The following is a 20,302-nucleotide window of genomic DNA, read 5'->3' as shown; positions in this document are numbered from 1 at the left end:
TGTTATGAAAAAAATAATAGTAACTATAGTGTCAGTATTATTGGTTGCTACAGTGGGAATAACGATTTATATGGTCAGAGAAATGCACTTATCAAAAAAGGAAAAACCGGAGGAAATAATTGTAAAATATATGAGTTATATAGAAAAGAAAGAATATGATGCCATGTATTCGATGATTAGGGCAAATAGTGAAAATAGTGACAGTAAGAGGAATTTTGTCAATAGAAATTCAAAAATATATGAAGGAATAGAGGTTAAGAATCTTAAAATAGATAATATTAAGGTAGAAAATAGCGAGAGCGATAATGTGATAGTCTCATATAACATGACTTTTGAAACCATTGCAGGAGAGGTGAATTTTCGCAATAAAGTAACCTTAATTGATACAGAAGATGGTTATAAAATATTGTGGAATGATAATTTGATTTTTCCAGAAATGGAGGAAACAGATAAGGTAAAGGTTTCAACAATAAAGGCTGAGCGTGGCGAAATAGAAGATAGAAATGGAAAAATGCTTGCCGGAAAGGAGATTGCTTCCTTAGTTGGAATTGTTCCGGGAAAATTAAAACATAAAAAAGAGTCATTGAAAAAGCTGAAGAAAATTTTAAATATTGACATAGAAACGATTAAAAATAAATTAGAAGCAAAGTGGGTAAAGGAGGATTCATTTGTACCAATTACTATAATTCCTAAAATTGATGAGTTGGATTTAATGGAAATGGGGTTTAAGGAAGAAGTTCAAAAGGAACAAAAACGTCAGAAAAAACTCTTGAATATTCCGGGAGTGATGTTATCAGATACAGAGATACGTTCATATGAATTAGAGGAGGCTGCTGCTCATTTAATAGGCTATGTGCAGAGAGTGACAGCGGAAGATTTAAAACAGCATCCGAAAGAGGGTTATAACTCCAATAGTGTAATTGGCCGAAGTGGAATGGAAGGTCTGTTCGAAAAGCGATTAAACGGAAAAGATGGTCATAAGATTTGTATTGTAGATGAAGATGGAAATATAAAAAAGACGATTGCCTCTATTGAAGAACAAGATGGAGAGAATATTCAACTGACCATTGATTCTAATTTACAAAAACTTTTGTATGAAGAATTTAAAAAAGATAAGGGTTGTTCTGTTGCTATTAACCCTTATACCGGTGAGGTTCTGGCATTGGTGAGTACGCCGTCTTATGATAATAATGATTTTATCAGGGGGATGTCATCAAAACAGTGGGATGCATTAAATCACGATAAAGATAAGCCGTTATATAATCGTTTTCGTCAAGTCTGGTGTCCCGGCTCTACGTTTAAACCGGTTATTGCTTCTGTTGGTTTAGAGACAGGTGCTTTCCAGGAAAATGATGACTTCGGAAATGAAGGTCTCTCCTGGCAAAAAGACTCTTCCTGGGGTTCTTATTATGTTACAACACTTCATGAGTATGAACCAGTCATCATGAAAAATGCACTGATTTATTCTGATAATATATATTTTGCCAAGGCGGCATTAAAAATAGGTACAAATAATTTGATGAAATCGTTGGATAATATAGGATTTTATCAGGATATGCCTTTTGAAATACTTATGAGTCAGTCGCAGTATTCCAATACAGACAAAATTGAAACAGAGGTACAGCTTGCAGATAGTGGTTATGGTCAGGGGCAGATATTGGTTAATCCGTTGCATCTTGCCAGTATATATACTGCTTTTTTAAATAATGGAAATATTATTAAGCCATATCTGACCTATAAAGACGATGCAAAGGGGGAAACGTGGATACCACACGTTTTTTCCGGTGATACAGTTTATAAGGTAATGGAAGGACTAAAAGGTGTGATAAATGATTCCAATGGAACTGCACGCTCAGCTCACAGAGAGGATATAACACTTGCAGGAAAAACAGGAACTGCAGAACTTAAGGCAACAAAAGAAGATACGGAAGGAACTGAAATAGGATGGTTTGCCGTATTGACGGCTGATAAGGATGTAAAGAAACCGATACTTATTGTAAGCATGGTAGAAAATGTAAAAGGTATCGGGGGCAGTGGATATGTTGTAAATAAAGATAGTGCAGTGTTGAATCAGTATTTGAAAGAAAACTAAATATTATTGCAAAACAAAAGAATATAATAGATGGAAAGGTAATAGGTACCAAATGAGAAAAAAAATAATTTTTATTATTATAATTTTTATTTTATTGTCATTATTAGGATGTAAAAATATGGGAAGCTTGCAAAAAAAAAGCTCTGTTATTCATGAGAATATTTCTGTAAATGGATATAATCTTTCGGTTAATGAAAAAGAAAAAGAGGAGGCAGAATCCGAATGTAAAAAGATAATGGAGAAGATAAAAAAGATTTATTTGGAATGTGATAAAGGGGCGGCAAGCAATGTGTCTGTTTTGGACGAGACTGCATTGGAAATGGTGAATGTATTAAAAAGGGAAGATTATCCGGTATATTATTACAGTAGTAAAGGTATGAGCAATTATGAAAAAATGGAAAAGTTTTTAGAGCAGTCAGTAAATGGACATAAAGGAAATATTGTGTATTATGAGATAAATTCAAAGGGTGGTGTGGCAAGAAATAAATTTGTTTTTGATGGAAAAGATATGTATTATCTATATACAAATTGTACATGGAGTGAGGATAACACTCCGATAGTTTCCGATACTTTTTATAATAAAATAAAGAAATGGGAGTACACAAAGAAAGGATGGTTTTGTTATGAAATATGCACGCCTGAACCGCCCGAACTGACAGAAGTAATGGACGGAAATTGTATGATTCGGGTAAAACCAATAAAAAAAAGATATGATGAGATATCTTCAAAATATTTGGAAATGTTAGGGTATCAGGGGAATAATTTGCTTTGTTCTAATTGGGATGCAGATAACTTAGAAGAATTGGATTATACCGGACTCTATGAATATCTTTATTATATGAAATATCAAGAAAAATTGAACGGTGAGACTTATCGACAGGGAATCCCCAAAGAAGAATTTGAAAAATTGATGATGGAGTGTCTGCCTGTGAACAAACGGCAACTTCAAAAATATGCAATGTATGACGAGAAACGAAAAACGTATGCATGGTGTAGGCTGGGTTGTATGAATTATACACCAAATGCATTTGGCTATGCAATGCCGGAAATAACGAAGATAAAGAAAAACAAAGATGGTACACTTTCAATTCAGATTGATGCTGTGTGTGATATGTTAAAAAATGATTCGGTGATGAGCCATATACTCACGGTAAAGATTTATGATAATGGAAAAATAAAATATCTGAGCAATCGGATATTAGGGAAAGGATTGCAAAAGATACCTACATACCAATATCGCATAAAGAAAAAGTTTTAAAATTTTTAAACTGTCTCATTGCATATATTTTTTCTTTGAATTATGCTTTTATTCAGGAGAGATTTATCTTGTGATACCAAGTTTAAGTTTACAATGGTGATTTTTTGTTGCTTGAATTGCTGCTAAAATTGAATGTCAAATCATTTTGACACATGATTTTGGGTAAATGTCAAAGCCTTTTGATAGAAACTTTACCTTCCGGGTGATAAGGTTAGGGTGGTTCAAGAGTACGAAAATAAGGAGCCAGATAAAAGGAGGGATGAAATATTTCGGCTGTTCCACTTGCGGTATTGATGAATTGGTATGGACTCATTCCATGGGGAATATTATTTACAGTAACAATGTATTTTGCGTTGAAAGTGGAAAAGGTTAAAAAAGATAATCACATTTTTACCTATAAGGAAATTGTTGCTTTTACGGAAGGAAAGCGGTTAGATGAGTTGGAAACGCAGCAGGAATTTGGAAAGCGACCATATCAAAAAGTGCTGCTTGTGTTTGGAAGTGCAGCGATTGGTTTTGTTATATGCTGCTTGATGGCACTGTTTTTTGGTTTTTTGGCATAATTTATACATGCGTGATATAATTTTTAAAATAGTATATGAAAAGTTTTGCAGTTATATATTTATTTTTAAAGATATAAAAGAAAACGTAAGGGAGATAGCAGATGAATAATATAAAAAAAATAGCTGTTTTAACAAGCGGTGGTGATGCACCCGGAATGAATTCAGCAATTCGTGCTGTAGTGTACAGTGCATACCAGTTGAGCATTGAAGTTGTAGGAATCTTTCGTGGGTATGATGGACTCATTGACTGGGAAACGAAGCCACTCGGATTAGAAGATGTACGAAATATTAATAATCAGGGAGGCACGTTTCTTTATACCAGCAGAAGTGAAAGATTTCTTAAAAAGGAATATAGAAAACTGGCGGCAGAGAATTTAAATAAAAACAATGTAGATGCTGTTATTGCAATTGGAGGAGACGGGACGCTGCGTGGAGCGATAGAATTTCGGGAACAGGGCATAAACATTGTGTGTATTCCGGGAACGATTGATAGAGATGTGGCATGTACGGAATATACATTGGGATTTGATACAGCGGCAAATACAGCTACTGAGGCTATTGATAAGATAAGAGATTCCTCGGTTTCTCATGGCAGATGCAGTGTTGTCGAGGTGATGGGAAGAAAACGTGGCTATATTGCATTATGGGCTGGCATGGCAACTTCGGCAGATGCGATTATCCTTCCGGAAAAATGGAATGGAGATTATGACAGCGTAACCGATGCCATCAAGAGACGACATGCAGACGGTCGGGACAGTTACCTGGTGGTTGTTGCAGAAGGTGTGACAGATGCTCCGGAGTTAGCAGAGATGATTCGTGAAAAAACAGGTATTGAATCCAGAGTATCTGTGTTAGGTTATATTCAAAGGGGCGGAAGTCCAACAGCAAAAGATAGAATGTATGGCTCACTGATGGGAGCCTATGCAGTGGAAATCCTAAAGCAGGGAAAAGAGAACCGCATTGTTGCAATCAAAAATGATTTACTGGTAGACTATGATGTTGCAGAATCATTGACAATTGAAAACAATAAGCTGGACTCATTCCAATATGAGATGAGTTTAAGGTTGTCAGAATAGGTACTTTGTTATATGTATTGATATTTTTTTCTATGAACCCAAATCAAAAATACTGCGATACAAAAGGTTAAGAATTCCGCTATTGGAACAGCCAGCCAAACGCCTGTTATACCAAGAAATATTGGAAAGACGAGCAAACTAATTATAATAAAACCGAATGTTCTCAAAAAAGAAATGATTGCGGATATCTTTCCGTCGGATAGTGCTGTAAAAGAAGCAGAAGAAAATATATTGAATCCGGAAAACAAAAAACTGTATTTGAATATCCGGAATCCTGTTGCTGTAATTTGATAAATATCTGTTTCATTTGTCGTGAAAAGTTGTATCAATGAATTTTTCAATATTATAGAAAGCAGGAAAATCAATATAGAGCTAAATGTAACAAAGGATATACATATCTTATAAATTTTCTTTAAAAAAGTGTAATTTTTTGCTCCAAAGTTAAAGCTGATAATAGGTGCTATCCCCATTGAAAAACCAATATACAAAGTAGTCAGTAAAAACTGGGTATAGATAATAATTGTGATTGCGGCAACGCCGCTTTCACCCAACAGTTCCATCATAGTAAGATTAAAAAACAAAGTAGTAGTTGCTGTTGAAATCTGGCTTACCATTTCTGATGAGCCATTCATACAACTTTCTGTTAATACAGAGAAATCTATAACGGGCTTTTCAAAAGATAAGGCCCCTTTTTCATGAGCGAAAAACAGAATTCCTAAAATGGATGGAATCATATAACTGATACCTGTACCGAGTGCGGAACCTATGATGCCTAAATTGAAAAGAACTATAAAAATATAGTCCAACATAATGTTAATTATACCAGCTCCCAAGGATAGAAACATTCCAAATGCAGGTTTTCCGGCAGTAATAATTAAATTTTGGAACAATACCTGTAACATACTTGCAGGAGTGAATAGTAAAATGATAAAAAGATAATCTTTACAGTAAGGGAACAATACTTCGCTTGCACCCAATCTCCAAATAATTTTATCAATGAAAATAATTCCTAAAGTCATGAGGAGAAATGATAAAACAGCCCCAAATATAACAATAAGTGTAAAATCCTGATTGGCTCTTTTCATGTTACCGGCCCCAAGTTTTCTTGCTACAATAGCGCTTCCACCGGTTGCAATCATTGTACCCAGACCAACAATTAGGTTTATCACAGGACAGACAATATTGATTGCTGATAGGGCATCTGTATTGACAAATCTGGATACAAAAATAGTATCTATTATCGTATATAATCCCATGAACAACATCATGGTAATGGTAGGAAATGCAAAGCGCAGTAAAGAAAATAGTGAGAAATTTTGAGCCAAAGGATTAAGATTGTTTTCGGATGGATTCATTTTTATTTCCTCCTGTCAATGGTGTTAGGACAAGCCGTTGTGTAGGATACCCAAATTCAATTAGTAATTCGGCTTCTGCAAATCCCAATTCTTTATAAGTTTTCCTATAACCGGTATCAGCTTTGTCACCTTCACGAAATGTTGTAATACTTATTTCTTCTCCTTTTAAAAACTCATTCATTACTTTTTCAAGAAACAATTTTGGAATTTCACATTTTCTATATAGTGGGTGAACACCAAAGAAATCAATACTTTTAGAATCATAGTTAATTGCCATGACAGCAATGGCAATATGTTTGTCTTTTAAAATAAAAGCACGATTTTCATAAATACTTTTTTTCAAATATTCTAAATATTCATCTTCCTTTAGGTTGGGGAATCCATCGATAATTAAATGAACTAAATCTAACCATAAAGGAATATCCGATATCGTGGCCAATGTAATATTAGCCTTTATATCATCTGATGGTGATGTTGTAGCTAATTCTTTTTTCAAAATAAATCTAAGCTGCAAGGGATAAAATTCCTGATTTAACCGATATTCATTTGGTGATTTTTTATACATTTGCTTAAAAACTGTCGTAAAAGCCTGTTGACTATCATATCCAGACAAAAAAGCAATTTCTAATATGGATTTATTAGAGAACACAAGCAGTTTCGCGGCTTCAGTTAATTGTCTGCGCCTGACATAATCGTGTATGGACAGACCAACTGTATCTTGGAACATACGATGCAAATGGTATTTTGAATATCCTGCGGCATTGGCAATAGAAGTCAGATTTAATTTTTCATTCAAATTATTTTCTATGTGATCAATAACAGTAATAATATTTTCAATATTGTTCTGCAATTCAGCATCCTCCTTTCAGATTAAATTATAAACAATAAAGTCATAATTGTTTTAATATTTATTGCGGTTTTTACAGGTTTATAATAATTGTTATTATTTACTCTTATGTTACAATAAAACTGATATCTTAAATAAAAAGTTTTCGAAGTGATTATTAAATCTACACACTAAAGTAATGGAGGTAAGTAAACAATGCATGAAAAACAAGACCTGCTTGTTCATTTGGACAAACTGCATACAACGGAATTAGGGGTTGTAAGAATTAAGAAAAATTTATTGTTAGATACAGATAATGTAGTTGAATGGTGTAAGACCAAAATAGAATCACCGAACGCAATGATTACAAGAACCGGGAAAAATTGGTATATCCATATTGATGGTTGTGTTATAACAGTAAATGCATACAGTTATACAATCATAACAGCTCATAAGGAAAAGAAATAATTTTTTTACCCAACCGTTTCCAAAAATTCTACACTATATATATGAAAACAAAAAAACTGTGCACAGATTAGGTTAACTATCGGAGGTTTTCAATGAATAAAACAAATGCGGATGCATTGGTATTAAAATATCAGAAGAAAATATTTGGTTTTGCGATGGACAAAATGCATAATATTTCAGATGCAGAAGAATTAGCAGCAGATATAGTGTGTGAATTGTACAAATCCCTGATAAATGCGAAAACAATTGCAAATACGGATGGATATGTTTATCGAATTGCAAAAAATGTGTATGCAAGGTATTTGAACAGAGAAAATCAGCATAAACATTTAGATTTAATGAATATTCAACATCAAATAATTGACAGAAATTTTGTAAGATTGGAAGAGCAGGAGACCTATCGGAAACTTAGACAGCAGATAGGTCTGTTATCAGAACGCCAAAGAGCAATTATTTATATGAAGTATTATAAGAATATGGCAATTCAACGTATTGCAAAAGAATTAAATATTTCTTCCGGAACAGTAAAATGGCATTTATCAGATGCTAAAATGAATTTAAAGGAGAAAATAAAGATGGAAAAGGTTCAAAATTTAAGTATTAACCCTATAAAATTTATAGGGATGGGTCATAGTGGAACACCGGGAACGAGTGGAGATACAAAGGATATGTTTGATAGCAGATTAAAGCAAAATATTGCTTGGAGTTGTTATTATAAAGCAAAGAATATGGAAGAAATAGCCGGGGATATAGAGGTTCCGATAGCCTATATAGAAGGAGAATTAAAAAAACTGGTTGCGTGGGGGTATATTGACCAGATAGATAACAGCAAAAATCCTAAATTTTTGACAAACATGTGTATAACAGATTATAGGTTATTTGACGGAACAGAAATAGATTTAAATAAAAAGGCTGCGAGATTTTTGTGTGACAATCTTTTTAATAAAGTATTTAAAGATTTTGACAGAGCAGAGGACTACTGGGGATTTCAGTGTCCGGGTAATGACAAAAATTTTATTAAATATAATTTGGTAATGCTTATTATAAAGAATTTGTGCGAAAATATGTGGAGCGATTGGGATAGGTTTGCTGTTAAGAGACCGGATGGTGGACATTTTATTGCATATGCAACATTGTCAGATGATTGTACTCCAATAAGAGAGGATAAATATAGTTGTTGTGGATATATGTTTGAACAGGTATGGAGAGATGAACAGCTAAAAATGCAGGTGGTACAGTGTAATTGCAGATTTAGTGACAGAGAAATTGATTGGCGCGTAAATGCACATGAGGATTGGGACAATTTATATTCATATATGGAAAATGGATATGACAGGAATAAGATGCAGATGGAGCGATACACAAATTTATGTCAAAAAGGATATGTATTAGATGAAAAAATACAGGTTGTTACACTGAACTCAAAGTCAAATCATTTGGAAGAAGCTATGGATGAACATATTAAAAAATATGTTCAAATACCGGATGAGGTTTGGAAAGAGGGAAGAAACTTTAACGAGAAAAGATTTGAGATAAATAAGAAGAAATATCCAAAACATTTAGAAGAGTTAGTGAAATATAATAATAGCGGCGGTTTTTCCGATGCTGTAATGATTCCGTATGTAATAGAGGAAATGATGAAAAGAGAAATGTTGCAGCCACTGACTGAAGAACAAAAGAAAGCAGTTTTTACTGTTGTATGCTGTGTGGAGGGGGTTATGAAAAAGAACCATATTATTGAAAATTCTTGAGTAAATAAAAGGAATTGTATATAATAAAACGCGGTACGAAAAATAGTAGAGTAAGAATGTATGCTTTGGGTTTGTGCTTCCGCCAGAAGTGCAAGAATATTTATTCGAAGCATTAGGAGGCACAAAATGGAAGAAAATTTAAAAAAAGAAATAGAAAACCGAAGGACTTTTGCAATTATTTCACATCCGGATGCCGGTAAGACAACTCTTACAGAGAAGTTTTTATTGTATGGAGGGGCTATTAATACCGCAGGTTCCGTAAAGGGAAAGGCGAACTCTAAATATGCTGTGTCCGACTGGATGGATATAGAAAAGGAAAGGGGAATTTCCGTAACTTCTTCTGCGTTGCAGTTTAAGTATAATGGGTATTGTATTAATATTTTAGATACTCCCGGACATCAGGATTTTTCTGAGGATACCTATCGTACATTGATGGCAGCGGATTCAGCGGTTATGGTCATCGACGCATCTAAGGGTGTTGAGGCACAGACTATTAAACTTTTTAAGGTTTGCGTAATGAGGCATATCCCGATTTTTACATTTATAAACAAAATGGACCTTGAGGCGAGAGACCCATATGAGCTGCTCGAAGAAATAGAGAATGTTCTCGGAATTAAAACCTGTCCGATTAATTGGCCTATTGGTTCCGGTAAGAGATTTAAAGGTGTCTTTGACAGAAATACAAAGAAAGTTTCAATGTTTCAGGCAGTTTCAGTAGGCGGTGCAAAAAGTGCAGCGGAGACTACTTATGAGATAGAAGATGAAAAACTGAAAGAGGAAATAGGTGAGGAATTATATGAGCAGCTTGTGGAAGATGCAGAACTTCTGGATGGTGCAAGCGAACCTTTAAGTCAGGAGCTTGTAGATAGTGGGGAACTGTCACCGGTATTTTTTGGCTCTGCACTTACCACATTTGGTATTGAGACATTTTTAGAGCATTTTCTTAAGATGACGGAATCTCCTTTGCCAAGAATGTCAGACAAGGGATTAATTCATCCTATAGAAGAGCCGTTCTCAGGATTTGTATTTAAAATTCAGGCAAATATGAATAAATCACATCATGACAGAATTGCTTTTATGAGAATATGTTCCGGTCGGTTTGATTCGTCTAAGGATGTATATCATGTACAGAGTGGAAGAAAAATGAAGTTATCCCGTCCTCAGCAGATTATGGCACAGGATAGAAGTATTATTGAGGAGGCGTATGCCGGAGATGTTATGGGCGTTTTTGACCCGGGAATTTTTTCTATTGGAGATACTATTTGTACTCCGGGAAAAAAATTTGCTTATGAGGGAATACCTACGTTTGCACCGGAACATTTCTGCCGGCTTGTAGCGCTTGATTCCATGAAGCGCAAGCAGTTTATGAAAGGTGTAACTCAGATAGCTCAGGAAGGAGCCATCCAGATTTTTCAGGATTATAATTTGGAAATGTCAGAAATAATCGTTGGGGTAGTAGGGGTACTTCAGTTTGATGTTTTAAAATATAGAATGGAAAATGAGTATGGCTGTGATGTGAGACTAGACCCGCTTCCGTATGGCCATATTCGGTGGATAAAGGATACCGGTTTAGATGTCAATGGTCTCAAATGCCCAAGTGATACAAAAAAGGTAAAAGATATGAAAGATAATCCATTGATATTGTTTACAAATGAGTGGTCCATTCGAATGACTCTTGAGAGAAACGAGGGGCTTGAGTTTATGGAATTTAGAAAGAATTAACAGATAAAGGAGAACGAAATGTTATTTTTAGAATATCCAAAGTGCAGTACATGCAAGAGAGCAAAGAAATTTCTTGATGAAAACAATATGAAGTATGAAGATAGAAATATAAAAGAAGATAATCCCACAGTGGAAGAATTGAAAGAGTGGCATACGAAAAGCGGTTTGCCATTAAAGAGATTTTTTAATACCAGTGGAATGCTGTACAGGGAAATGGGATTGAAAGATAAGCTGCCGGAAATGAGCGAAGAAGAGCAGTATCAATTGTTAGCGACAGACGGTATGCTGGTAAAGAGACCGGTTTTGGTTACAGAGACAACAGTATGTGTTGGATTTAAGGAAGCAGAATGGGAAGTAGTCGGAAAGGCATAAAATGGAATGGAAACGTTTGTGTGGTACAAGAACAATCCTGAAGTATGTTAATCTATTAAGCGGAAGTGCAATTTTGGCATTTGGCTTATATCATGTGCATTCATTCTCCGGTGTTACGGAAGGTGGTGTGTTGGGACTGACGTTATTACTTCATCATTGGTTTCGTATTTCACCGGCAGTGTCAGGGTTCATATTAAATTTCATATGCTATATATTGGGAATGAAAGTTTTAGGAAAAAAGTTTATTGCTTATTCTATAATTTCCGGCAGTGCTTTTTCTATTTTCTATGCTATCATTGAACAATTTGACCCGTTGTGGCCGAATTTGGTTGATTATCCATTATTAGCCGCAGTTGTTGGAGCTATGTTTGTCGGAGTTGGCGTGGGATTATGTGTCAGAGCGGGTGGAGCTCCCGGTGGTGATGATGCATTGGCAATGAGTCTTGCCAAGATAACAAAAAAAGAGATTCAATGGGTTTATTTAGTTAGTGATTTGATAGTTCTTATGTTGTCTTTAAGTTATATACCGGTACAGAGATTAATTTATTCATTGTTGACAGTCGTACTATCGGGACAAATAATAGGAATAATGCAGAAAATGAAAGTAAAGCGCATTTTATAATCAGGCAGATGAATCATTGGGAGTAAAATATGGATAAAAAGAAAATTGAAGAAATGGTGCAAATTGCAACGCAACAATTACAGTTTTCATACGCACCTTATTCTCATTTTAAAGTAGGTGCAGTGCTTCTTACGAAAAATGGATAGTTATATACAGGATGTAATATTGAAAATTCAGCATATACTCCAACGAATTGTGCAGAACGTACTGCCTTTTTTAAAGCAGTCAGTGAGGGTGAAAGAGAGTTCCGGGCAATCTGTATTGTTGGGGGTCAGAATGGACAGATAACAAATTATACACCGCCATGCGGTGTGTGCAGACAGGTTATGATGGAGTTTTGTAATCCTGATATATTTCAGGTCATTCTGGCAAGGCAGGATGAATATAAAATATTTACATTGAAAGAACTTTTACCTATGGGATTTGAATTGTAATAAAGGCTCGGAAAAGTTTCAAAAGGTATCATTTTAATAAAAATGTTCCCCTTTTTAATATAATAATTGATTAATTGTAATTTCTCCTTTACAATAAAAATTACAAATATGTTCAAAGAACAGAAGGAGAAAGATTATGAACAAATTACAGAAGAAATGGGGAAAGATGAAATTCTCAGCAATAGTATCGCTGTCGGTACTATTGGTGGTGGTGTGTGCCACAGTAGTTTTTGGAGCAGACGAGACGGGATATGTTCCGGCACTGTATGCTTCCATTTGGGCATTGATTCCACCGGTCGTAGCAATTGGGCTGGCGTTAGTTACTAAGGAAGTCTACAGTTCGTTATTTGTCGGAATATTGGTCGGTGCAGTGCTTTATGGACAAACGAATGTAGAGAAAATTATGATGCATACGTTTGAGGATGGCTTTGTAGGGGTATTATCAAATCCCTCTAACGTAGGAATTTTAATATTTCTAGTTATTCTTGGAGCGATTGTTGCATTAATGAACAAAGCAGGAGGCTCAGCAGCTTTCGGAAAGTGGGCGAGTGAGCATATTAAGTCGAGAGTAGGGGCACAGCTTGCAACTATCCTGCTGGGTGTTTTGATTTTTATTGATGATTATTTTAATTGTCTTACGGTTGGAAGTGTTATGAGACCGGTTACGGACAAGCACAATATTTCCCGTGCAAAGCTGGCATATTTAATTGATGCAACAGCAGCACCGGTTTGTATTATTGCACCGATATCCTCTTGGGCGGCAGCAGTGAGCGGTTTTGTAGAGGGGGAAGATGGATTGGCATTGTTTGTTAGAGCAATTCCTTATAATTTTTATGCCATTCTTACAATTGTTATGATGGTTACAATGGCAATTTTAAAAGTAGAATATGGTCCGATGGCGAAGCATGAAAAGAATGCTGAAAAAGGGGATTTGTTCTCAATGGGAGAGAGAGTAAAATACAGACAGGAAGAAGATGATTCTGTAGAAAAGAAGGGAAAAGTTAAGGACCTTTTAATTCCGATTGTATCTCTCGTTATCTGTTGTGTCATCGGAATGTTATATACAGGTAAGTTTTTTAAAGGTGTTGGATTTGTAGAAGCATTTTCCAATAGTGATGCTTCGGTTGGTTTGGCACTGGGAAGTTTCTTTGGATTGGTTATTACTATTTTACTCTATGTCTGTAGAAGAGTTTTGCCGTTTAAGCAATGTATGGATTGTCTGGTAGAAGGATTTAGGGCTATGGTTCCGGCAATCTTAATTTTAACGATGGCATGGACATTGAAAGCGATGACAGATTCATTGGGCGCAAAAGAGTTTGTAGCTGAATCGATGCAGGCAGCAGCAGGTGACTTTATGAACTTCCTGCCGGCAATTATCTTCCTGGTTGCGTGCTTTTTAGCATTTGCCACAGGTACGTCGTGGGGAACCTTTGGCATATTAATTCCTATTGTTGTGGCAGCATTCCAGAATACGGATTATCAATTAATGATTGTATCAATTTCAGCATGTATGGCGGGAGCTGTCTGTGGTGACCATTGTTCGCCGATTTCTGATACTACAATTATGGCATCAGCAGGAGCAGAGTGTGACCATGTAAATCATGTTTCTACACAGCTTCCTTATGCAATTTTGGTGGCAGTAGTATCATTTTTCTCATATATTCTTGTGGGACTGTTAAGCTTTATTAAATTAACTTGGATTACATTGTTAGTATTGCCGATATCAATTGTAATGATGGTGTTGGTAGTTGTACTTATAAAAGTCATAACACAAGGCAAAATAAAGTAGGATTATTAAAAAATAAAGTATTAGAAAAACTCCGGCAACTGATATGCTGCCGGAGTTTTTTGATGTGGATGCCCCTTTAGATATTGCAATATTTAAGTACATTCTTAAGGAAACTATATAATTTTTATTCCTATAGACTGCAATAATAATATAAGTAATAAAACAGGTGCTATAAATTTAATCATTATAATATATAGATTCTTTCTTCTAAATTTATATCCACCATGGCAAACTTCATCGATAATTGTTTTAGGCTTTACAACCCATCCGATTAAAATGCATGTAAGCAGGGCAACTAATGGCATAAGGCAGTTATTACTGATATAGTCCATAACGTCTAAAATTTGTCCCACGGTACCGTTTGGAAGTTTCAACTCAAAATAGAATAAATTATATCCAAGACAGACAATGAGCCCACCAATAACTGCATAGAGCGTAACCAGCAGGGAACTCTTTTTTCTGGAGAGTTTGAATTTATCCATTATACTTGAAACAATAGCTTCCATGACAGATACGGCAGAAGTTATCGCCGCAAAAATAACCATCAGGAAAAATAAAATGCCGATTATTGTACCAATAGAACCCATGGATTTGAATACTTTTGGAAGTGAAATAAACATAAGTCCCGGTCCTTTTGACATTCCATCCTGTCCCATAAAGGTAAATACTGCAGGGACAATCATAAGACCTGCGAGCAATGCTACAACGGTATCAAAAATTTCAATCTGGTTGATAGATTTCATCAGATTAACATCTTTCTTTACATAAGAACCATATGCAACCATAATTCCCATAGAAACACTGATAGAGAAAAACAATTGTCCTAAGGCGTCTGTTATAACAACAAAAAAGTCTTTTACCGTCATTCCTGAGAAATCAGGAACAAGATAAATTTTTAATCCCTGAAGCCCTGTTCTTGTGACACCGTCAGCATCTACATGACGAAGTGTTAAAGAATAAACGGAAATTCCGATAATAAGGACTAATAGAATAGGCATGAGAATTTTGCTGTATTTTTCAATCCCCTTTTCAACACCACTGAAAACAACTAAAGCGGTCAAAGCAAGGAATACGAGCATCCATATGATGGGTCCGTTTATTGATGTAATATAGTTGGTAAAGTATCCATCTGCCGCAGATGATTCTCCGGAGCCTGTGATAAAGGAAAAGAAGTATTTCATTACCCATCCTCCGATAGAACAATAGTATGGTAAGATGATAATTGGTACTAAACAAGCGATTACTCCAATTCCCTTCCATTTAGGATGAATTTTTTCATAAGCTGTCAACGGACTCTGAGCAGTCTTTCTTCCGATTGCAATTTCTGTAGTAAGTAATGCAAAACCAAATGTCAGAGCCAGAATAATGTAGAAAAATATAAAAACTCCTCCATTATCTTTGGCTGCGAGATATGGAAATCTCCAAGTGTTTCCTAATCCTACAGCGCTGCCGGCCGCAGCCATAACAAAGCCTAACGTACCCGTAAAATTTCCCCTTTTATTTTGAGCGTTCATTGAATCTCCTCCCAATTATTATTAGTAATAATATTCTAACGGAAATAATAAATTAAGGCAAGGAAATATATTGATTGGCATAGAAACAGACAGATGATGAAATATAAAAATATGTAATTGTGTATATAAAAAGTATATAATATAATGGTTATAGAAAAGTTAATAATTGGAGGAAAATATATGAGCGAAAAGAAACTTGGATTTGGATTAATGAGATTACCATTAAAAAATCAGAATGATGATGGAAATATTGATATTGAGTTGACATCCAAAATGGTAGATACTTTCCTGGAAAGGGGCTTTACATATTTTGATACGGCATGGATGTATTGTGCCTTTAAAAGCGAGGAGGCTGCGAAAGAGGCATTGGTAAAAAGACATCCAAGAGATAGTTTTACACTGGCGGATAAATTACACGCCGGCTTTATACAGAATAAAGATGATAGGGATAAAATATTTAATGAGCAGTTAAGAAAGACGGGAGTCGAATATTTTGACTATTATTTATTGCACGATGTTGGTTTGGACCATTATAAAGTTTACAGTGATTTAGACTGCTTTGGATGGCTGATGGATAAGAAAGAAAAGGGATTTGTGAAACATATAGGATTTTCTTATCACGATAATGCGGAACTTCTGGATAAGGTTTTGACAGAGCATCCGGAAATGGAATTTGTTCAGTTACAGATTAATTATCTGGATTGGGAGAGTGAGGGAGTACAGTCCCGCAAATGTTATGAGGTTGCGAGGAAGCATAAGAAACCGGTCATTGTGATGGAACCTGTCAAGGGTGGTACACTGGCAAAGGTGCCTGAGGCAGTGGAAGAACATTTTAAATCCTATAATGAAAACGCATCCATACCATCCTGGGCAATAAGATTTGCAGCAGGTCTTGATGGCGTAATGATGGTTCTAAGCGGAATGAGTAATATGGAGCAGTTATTAGATAATACAGGATATATGATGGATTTTAAGCCATTGACAGCAGAAGAACAAAAGATTGTGTGGGAAGCTGTAGAGATATTGAATGCGAATATTGCAATACCGTGTACAGGGTGTTCTTATTGTACAGAAGGTTGTCCAAAGAAAATAGCAATTCCTAAATATTTTTCTTTATTTAATGCAGATATGCAGGAGATTAAAGAAAAAGGGTGGACACCACAGGGCGAGTATTATGACAGATTAACAGGTATATTTGGCAAGGCGGGTGATTGTATTGCGTGTGGAAAATGTGAGAAAGTATGTCCGCAGCATTTGCCAATAATAGATGATTTAAAAGAAGTGGCAAAACATTTTGGAAAGTAAATAACAGTAGATTACGGGAGATAATATGGCAAAGTTACCCAATCAAAAGTTGAAAATTTTATATTTAATGAAAGTATTGTTGGAAAAGACGGACGAATCCCACAGCATTACAATGCCTGAAATTATAGCAGAATTAGAAGCTTATGGAATAACTGCTGAGAGAAAAAGTATATATAATGATATGGAATGTCTCAGACAGTACGGTTTAGATATCATAGGGGAACAATATGATAGGACATATTATTATCGTATAGGGAACAGGCAGTTTGAATTGGCGGAGTTAAAACTGCTTGTGGATTCCGTTCAGTCTGCAAAGTTTCTTACCGCAAAAAAATCAAATAGGCTGATAAAAAAAATTGAGGGATTGGCGAGCAAATATGAGGCATCTCAGTTACATCGTCAGGTTTATGTAGCAGAGCGGATTAAGACAATGAACGAGAGCATTTATTATAATGTGGATAATATACATAATGCGATTGCGAAAAACTCCAAAATTACATTTCAATACTTTCAATGGAATATAAAAAAAGAAATGGAGTTGAAAAGGGATGGAGCATTGTACGAGGTCAGTCCCTGGGCATTATCGTGGAATGATGAAAATTATTATTTGGTGGCGTACGACAGTGTGGAGCAAATGATTAAGCATTTTCGTGTGGACAAGATGTTAAACATTACAGTGACAGATGAAAAGAGAGAAGGAAAATCTTTGTTTCAGACGTTTGATATGGCAGTTTATGCAAAGAAGATGTTTGGTATGTTTTATGCACAGGAACAGACTGTAAAACTGGAGTGCGCAAATTCTCTTGCGGGAGTTGTTATTGACCGGTTTGGGAAAGATGTTATGCTAATTCCAAAGGATGACAGTCATTTTACAGTAAATGTCAAGGTAGCGGTAAGTTTGCAGTTTTTAGCATGGATAATAGGGTTGGGTGAAGATGTAAAGATTTTAGAACCCAAAACAGTTGTAGATAGAATAAATGGGGAAATTGACAGGTTAATTCGACAATATAGATAAAATATGACCTTAATTACCGGATAAAAATATTTTATTTGAGGTTTTATGTATTGGTAGGTTCATTTTTGTGATATATTAATCTATATAAAAATATGTCGAAAAATATAGAGAAAGAATTTAACATAAGAGGAAAGATATGATTGCAGCAATTTTAGCGATAGAAGATGACGACCAGAGAAGGTTAGTTGAACAATGGTATAGAAAATATTATAAAATTATGCGAAAAAAGGCATATGATATTGTGCAGGATTTGGATGTCGCAAATGACATGGTAAATGAAGCTTTTATCAAAATAATTAATAATTTTGAAAAAATTTCTACATTAAACTGTTCCGAAATGCTATGTTACTTCGTTGGTACTATAAGGAGTGTTTCAATTGATTATATCAGGAAACAAAAAGCGGGGCCTGAAATAACCAAGGAAGACTTCGAAGAACTTATGGAGGACAACCTTTTACGCGAAAACGTCGTAAAGTCACCTGAGGAGATTTTTATCAATAACGAAAGTATTGAGATAATTGCTAAAGCATTGGAGAAGTTAAATGAAAGAGAGGCGATGCTGTTAGTAGAAAAATATTATTTTGGAAATTCCAATAAAGAGATTGAAAAATCTTTAGGTATTAAGGAAGAGTATGTCCATGTGTATGTTAAAAGAGCTTATATCAAACTTTTAAAAATTATTAATGGAGATGAAAACTATGAAAAATAAGGAAAACGAACAGATTTCGAAGGAGCTTTTAAAACTGGCAATCGGCAGGTATATGGAGAACACAGGAAATGCATTATTAGAGGAAATGAGTCTTCTGAATAGGGAAGAAGGAGAAGCGCTTCCAACAAAAAAGCAGATAATAAAGTTCCGAAAACTGTGCAATAGGGAGTTTAAAAAGAGAAAAAAGATAGTAACCATACCATATAAAGTAGCAGTTGCCGCAGCAGTATTGCTGGTTGCATTTAATATATCCGTAGTATCTGTTCCAGCGGTAAAAAATGTAGTATTGAATTTTCTGACGAAAACAGAAAAGACACATACAGAGATTAGTATCAGTGACGAAGAATTTAGAAAGAAAGAACAGAGTACAATTCATGATAGATATCGGGTTTCTCTCGATAAAGAATACCAGATTACGGAGTTACCAAAAGAGTTTCAGGTGTTAAAAGAGACAAAAACATCTTCTTATTTAAGGGTTGAATATGGAAATGCGCATGATGAGCGTGAAATAGAGTTTGAACAACAAAGCGATAGTGCGACAATAAATCTGGACACGGAGCGTGCAGTGGTAACCTATGTGGATATCAATGGGTATCAGGCTATGGTTGTAGAAAAAAAAGAAAGAGTTACTGTTATTTGGCGACAGGACGGATATTTTATAGGGGTATCTTCTTCTGGAGTAGATAAAAAAGAGTTGGTTAAAATAGCTAAAACTGTAAAGAAGGTAAATAAAAAGGAAAATGCTGATATAGATAAAAATATCGAATAGATGATGAAAATACATAATAATACAAAAAAATAGAAAAAGTTTCATTTTTTGTGTTCCGAAATTCAATTTTCTTCGTTATTACTTATAGAGGGCATATTGAAAGGAGTAATAACTATGAAGATGAAAAAATTATTATGTATGCTATTAATCTCTACTTTAATGTTTTCATTTAATGTATATGGTGCAGACGGCGACGATGGTATTATGCCATGCTATGACAATATGAATAGTATATCATCTCTTCTAACCAGAAGCGGCAGCACAGCTACATGTTTTGGAAAATATACCATGACGACAAGCAAAACTTCTGAGATTGAGATGACATTACAGCGTCGCCCGAAGTCCGGACAAGTATATTCAGAGTATGCACAGTGGACACAAAAACATTCGGGTAAGGGAACTTATGAAATGAATAAGATTAAAGAAATCAAAACCGGTTACTATTATCGCCTGAGAGTAGTAATCAAAGTGTATTCGGGAGATAAAGTTACCGAAGCAGGTGCATGTTATTCAAAGGAAGTTCCATACTAGGTTGGGGTGAAAAACAAATTATTGAAAAAACTATTTACAAATGATACTGAATTTTTGGCTCTTTGTCAAGAGTGGGGGTAAAGTTTACAGCACATTTGTGGACAATCGTCCACAAATGTGTTTCTTTATTT

18 protein-coding genes and 1 pseudogene are annotated in these 20,302 nt (G+C 35.1%); 16 read left to right on the top strand and 3 right to left on the bottom strand.

Annotation, left to right across the window (positions count from 1 at the left end):
- Positions 1-4 precede the first annotated feature (4 nt).
- The 4 genes from Q5O86_RS04005 to Q5O86_RS03990 all read left to right on the top strand — a co-directional run bounded on the left by Q5O86_RS04005 (position 5) and on the right by Q5O86_RS03990 (position 4,989).
- Positions 5-2,092, top strand: coding sequence for a penicillin-binding transpeptidase domain-containing protein (locus Q5O86_RS04005; RefSeq protein WP_302625861.1), 2,088 nt, complete (start codon positions 5-7; stop codon positions 2,090-2,092).
- Positions 2,093-2,210: 118 nt separating this feature from the next.
- The gene (locus Q5O86_RS04000; RefSeq protein WP_302625860.1) at positions 2,211-3,350 is read left to right on the top strand and encodes a DUF6070 family protein; all 1,140 of its coding nucleotides are present in this window, start codon (positions 2,211-2,213) and stop codon (positions 3,348-3,350) included.
- A 293-nt stretch (positions 3,351-3,643) separates the two neighbouring features.
- Positions 3,644-3,913 carry a hypothetical protein gene (locus Q5O86_RS03995; RefSeq protein WP_302625859.1) on the top strand — a complete coding sequence of 90 codons (270 nt, stop codon included), beginning with the start codon at positions 3,644-3,646 and terminating at the stop codon, positions 3,911-3,913.
- A 101-nt stretch (positions 3,914-4,014) separates the two neighbouring features.
- Entirely contained in the window at positions 4,015-4,989 is a 975-nt protein-coding gene (locus tag Q5O86_RS03990) for an ATP-dependent 6-phosphofructokinase (RefSeq protein WP_302625858.1), read from the top strand.
- A gap of 8 nt (positions 4,990-4,997) precedes the next feature.
- Here the strand turns inward: Q5O86_RS03990 and Q5O86_RS03985 are convergent, their stop codons facing one another.
- Positions 4,998-6,344 carry an MATE family efflux transporter gene (locus tag Q5O86_RS03985; RefSeq protein WP_302625857.1) on the bottom strand — a complete coding sequence of 449 codons (1,347 nt, stop codon included), beginning with the start codon at positions 6,342-6,344 and terminating at the stop codon, positions 4,998-5,000.
- Entirely contained in the window at positions 6,319-7,194 is an 876-nt protein-coding gene (locus Q5O86_RS03980) for a helix-turn-helix transcriptional regulator (RefSeq protein WP_302625856.1), read from the bottom strand. Before Q5O86_RS03980 ends, Q5O86_RS03985 begins: the two co-directional genes overlap by 26 nt.
- A gap of 192 nt (positions 7,195-7,386) precedes the next feature.
- Between Q5O86_RS03980 and Q5O86_RS03975 the strand changes: the two genes are divergently transcribed.
- The 7 genes and pseudogenes from Q5O86_RS03975 (at position 7,387) to Q5O86_RS03945 (ending at position 14,328) form a co-directional block, all read left to right on the top strand.
- A complete protein-coding gene (locus Q5O86_RS03975; protein WP_302625855.1) occupies positions 7,387-7,638 on the top strand; it encodes a DUF3781 domain-containing protein in 252 nt (83 codons plus the stop codon).
- A 92-nt stretch (positions 7,639-7,730) separates the two neighbouring features.
- Entirely contained in the window at positions 7,731-9,389 is a 1,659-nt protein-coding gene (locus tag Q5O86_RS03970) for an RNA polymerase sigma factor (protein ID WP_302625854.1), read from the top strand.
- A gap of 126 nt (positions 9,390-9,515) precedes the next feature.
- Positions 9,516-11,111, top strand: a complete 1,596-nt coding sequence (locus Q5O86_RS03965) for a peptide chain release factor 3 (RefSeq protein WP_302625853.1) — start codon at positions 9,516-9,518, stop codon at positions 11,109-11,111.
- An 18-nt stretch (positions 11,112-11,129) separates the two neighbouring features.
- Positions 11,130-11,483 carry an arsenate reductase family protein gene (locus tag Q5O86_RS03960; protein WP_302625852.1) on the top strand — a complete coding sequence of 118 codons (354 nt, stop codon included), beginning with the start codon at positions 11,130-11,132 and terminating at the stop codon, positions 11,481-11,483.
- 1 nt (position 11,484) lies between these two features.
- Positions 11,485-12,105: a YitT family protein gene (locus Q5O86_RS03955; RefSeq protein WP_302625851.1), complete on the top strand. Its 621-nt coding sequence runs from the start codon at positions 11,485-11,487 to the stop codon at positions 12,103-12,105.
- A gap of 29 nt (positions 12,106-12,134) precedes the next feature.
- Positions 12,135-12,539: pseudogene (gene cdd / locus Q5O86_RS03950) on the top strand (cytidine deaminase).
- A gap of 136 nt (positions 12,540-12,675) precedes the next feature.
- The gene (locus Q5O86_RS03945) at positions 12,676-14,328 is read left to right on the top strand and encodes a Na+/H+ antiporter NhaC family protein (protein WP_302625850.1); all 1,653 of its coding nucleotides are present in this window, start codon (positions 12,676-12,678) and stop codon (positions 14,326-14,328) included.
- Positions 14,329-14,441: 113 nt separating this feature from the next.
- On the opposite strand, the gene Q5O86_RS03940 is transcribed toward Q5O86_RS03945, so the two are convergent.
- Entirely contained in the window at positions 14,442-15,842 is a 1,401-nt protein-coding gene (locus Q5O86_RS03940; protein ID WP_302625849.1) for a sodium-dependent transporter, read from the bottom strand.
- Positions 15,843-16,022: 180 nt separating this feature from the next.
- Here Q5O86_RS03940 and Q5O86_RS03935 point away from each other — a divergent pair, with 180 nt between their 5' ends.
- The 5 genes from Q5O86_RS03935 to Q5O86_RS03915 all read left to right on the top strand — a co-directional run bounded on the left by Q5O86_RS03935 (position 16,023) and on the right by Q5O86_RS03915 (position 20,171).
- Entirely contained in the window at positions 16,023-17,147 is a 1,125-nt protein-coding gene (locus tag Q5O86_RS03935) for an aldo/keto reductase (RefSeq protein WP_302625848.1), read from the top strand.
- Positions 17,148-17,172: 25 nt separating this feature from the next.
- Positions 17,173-18,162, top strand: a complete 990-nt coding sequence (locus tag Q5O86_RS03930) for a YafY family protein (RefSeq protein ID WP_302625847.1) — start codon at positions 17,173-17,175, stop codon at positions 18,160-18,162.
- A gap of 136 nt (positions 18,163-18,298) precedes the next feature.
- Entirely contained in the window at positions 18,299-18,871 is a 573-nt protein-coding gene (locus Q5O86_RS03925) for an RNA polymerase sigma factor (protein ID WP_302625846.1), read from the top strand.
- Positions 18,861-19,640, top strand: a complete 780-nt coding sequence (locus tag Q5O86_RS03920; protein ID WP_302625845.1) for a DUF4367 domain-containing protein — start codon at positions 18,861-18,863, stop codon at positions 19,638-19,640. The genes Q5O86_RS03925 and Q5O86_RS03920 overlap by 11 nt, the downstream gene beginning before the upstream one ends.
- Positions 19,641-19,754: 114 nt before the next feature.
- A complete protein-coding gene (locus tag Q5O86_RS03915) occupies positions 19,755-20,171 on the top strand; it encodes a hypothetical protein (RefSeq protein WP_302625844.1) in 417 nt (138 codons plus the stop codon).
- Positions 20,172-20,302: the final 131 nt, after the last annotated feature.

This window comes from uncultured Eubacterium sp., assembly GCF_937958975.1.
GTDB lineage: Bacteria > Bacillota > Clostridia > Lachnospirales > Lachnospiraceae > Eubacterium_G.
The sequence above is the reverse complement of the archived record's forward strand: the minus strand, read 5'-3'. Positions and strand labels throughout refer to the sequence as shown.

Coding starts and splice junctions, on each gene's coding strand:
- Q5O86_RS03965 (WP_302625853.1), top strand. CDS start 9,516: ATGGAAGAAAATTTAAAAAAAGAAATAGAAAACCGAAGGACTTTTGCA.
- Q5O86_RS04005 (WP_302625861.1), top strand. CDS start 5: ATGAAAAAAATAATAGTAACTATAGTGTCAGTATTATTGGTTGCTACA.
- Q5O86_RS03995 (WP_302625859.1), top strand. CDS start 3,644: ATGAATTGGTATGGACTCATTCCATGGGGAATATTATTTACAGTAACA.
- Q5O86_RS03985 (WP_302625857.1), bottom strand. CDS start 6,344: ATGAATCCATCCGAAAACAATCTTAATCCTTTGGCTCAAAATTTCTCA.
- Q5O86_RS03920 (WP_302625845.1), top strand. CDS start 18,861: ATGAAAAATAAGGAAAACGAACAGATTTCGAAGGAGCTTTTAAAACTG.
- Q5O86_RS03960 (WP_302625852.1), top strand. CDS start 11,130: ATGTTATTTTTAGAATATCCAAAGTGCAGTACATGCAAGAGAGCAAAG.
- Q5O86_RS03935 (WP_302625848.1), top strand. CDS start 16,023: ATGAGCGAAAAGAAACTTGGATTTGGATTAATGAGATTACCATTAAAA.
- Q5O86_RS03930 (WP_302625847.1), top strand. CDS start 17,173: ATGGCAAAGTTACCCAATCAAAAGTTGAAAATTTTATATTTAATGAAA.
- Q5O86_RS03925 (WP_302625846.1), top strand. CDS start 18,299: ATGATTGCAGCAATTTTAGCGATAGAAGATGACGACCAGAGAAGGTTA.
- Q5O86_RS03955 (WP_302625851.1), top strand. CDS start 11,485: ATGGAATGGAAACGTTTGTGTGGTACAAGAACAATCCTGAAGTATGTT.
- Q5O86_RS04000 (WP_302625860.1), top strand. CDS start 2,211: ATGGGAAGCTTGCAAAAAAAAAGCTCTGTTATTCATGAGAATATTTCT.
- Q5O86_RS03945 (WP_302625850.1), top strand. CDS start 12,676: ATGAACAAATTACAGAAGAAATGGGGAAAGATGAAATTCTCAGCAATA.
- Q5O86_RS03970 (WP_302625854.1), top strand. CDS start 7,731: ATGAATAAAACAAATGCGGATGCATTGGTATTAAAATATCAGAAGAAA.
- Q5O86_RS03975 (WP_302625855.1), top strand. CDS start 7,387: ATGCATGAAAAACAAGACCTGCTTGTTCATTTGGACAAACTGCATACA.
- Q5O86_RS03915 (WP_302625844.1), top strand. CDS start 19,755: ATGAAGATGAAAAAATTATTATGTATGCTATTAATCTCTACTTTAATG.
- Q5O86_RS03940 (WP_302625849.1), bottom strand. CDS start 15,842: ATGAACGCTCAAAATAAAAGGGGAAATTTTACGGGTACGTTAGGCTTT.
- Q5O86_RS03990 (WP_302625858.1), top strand. CDS start 4,015: ATGAATAATATAAAAAAAATAGCTGTTTTAACAAGCGGTGGTGATGCA.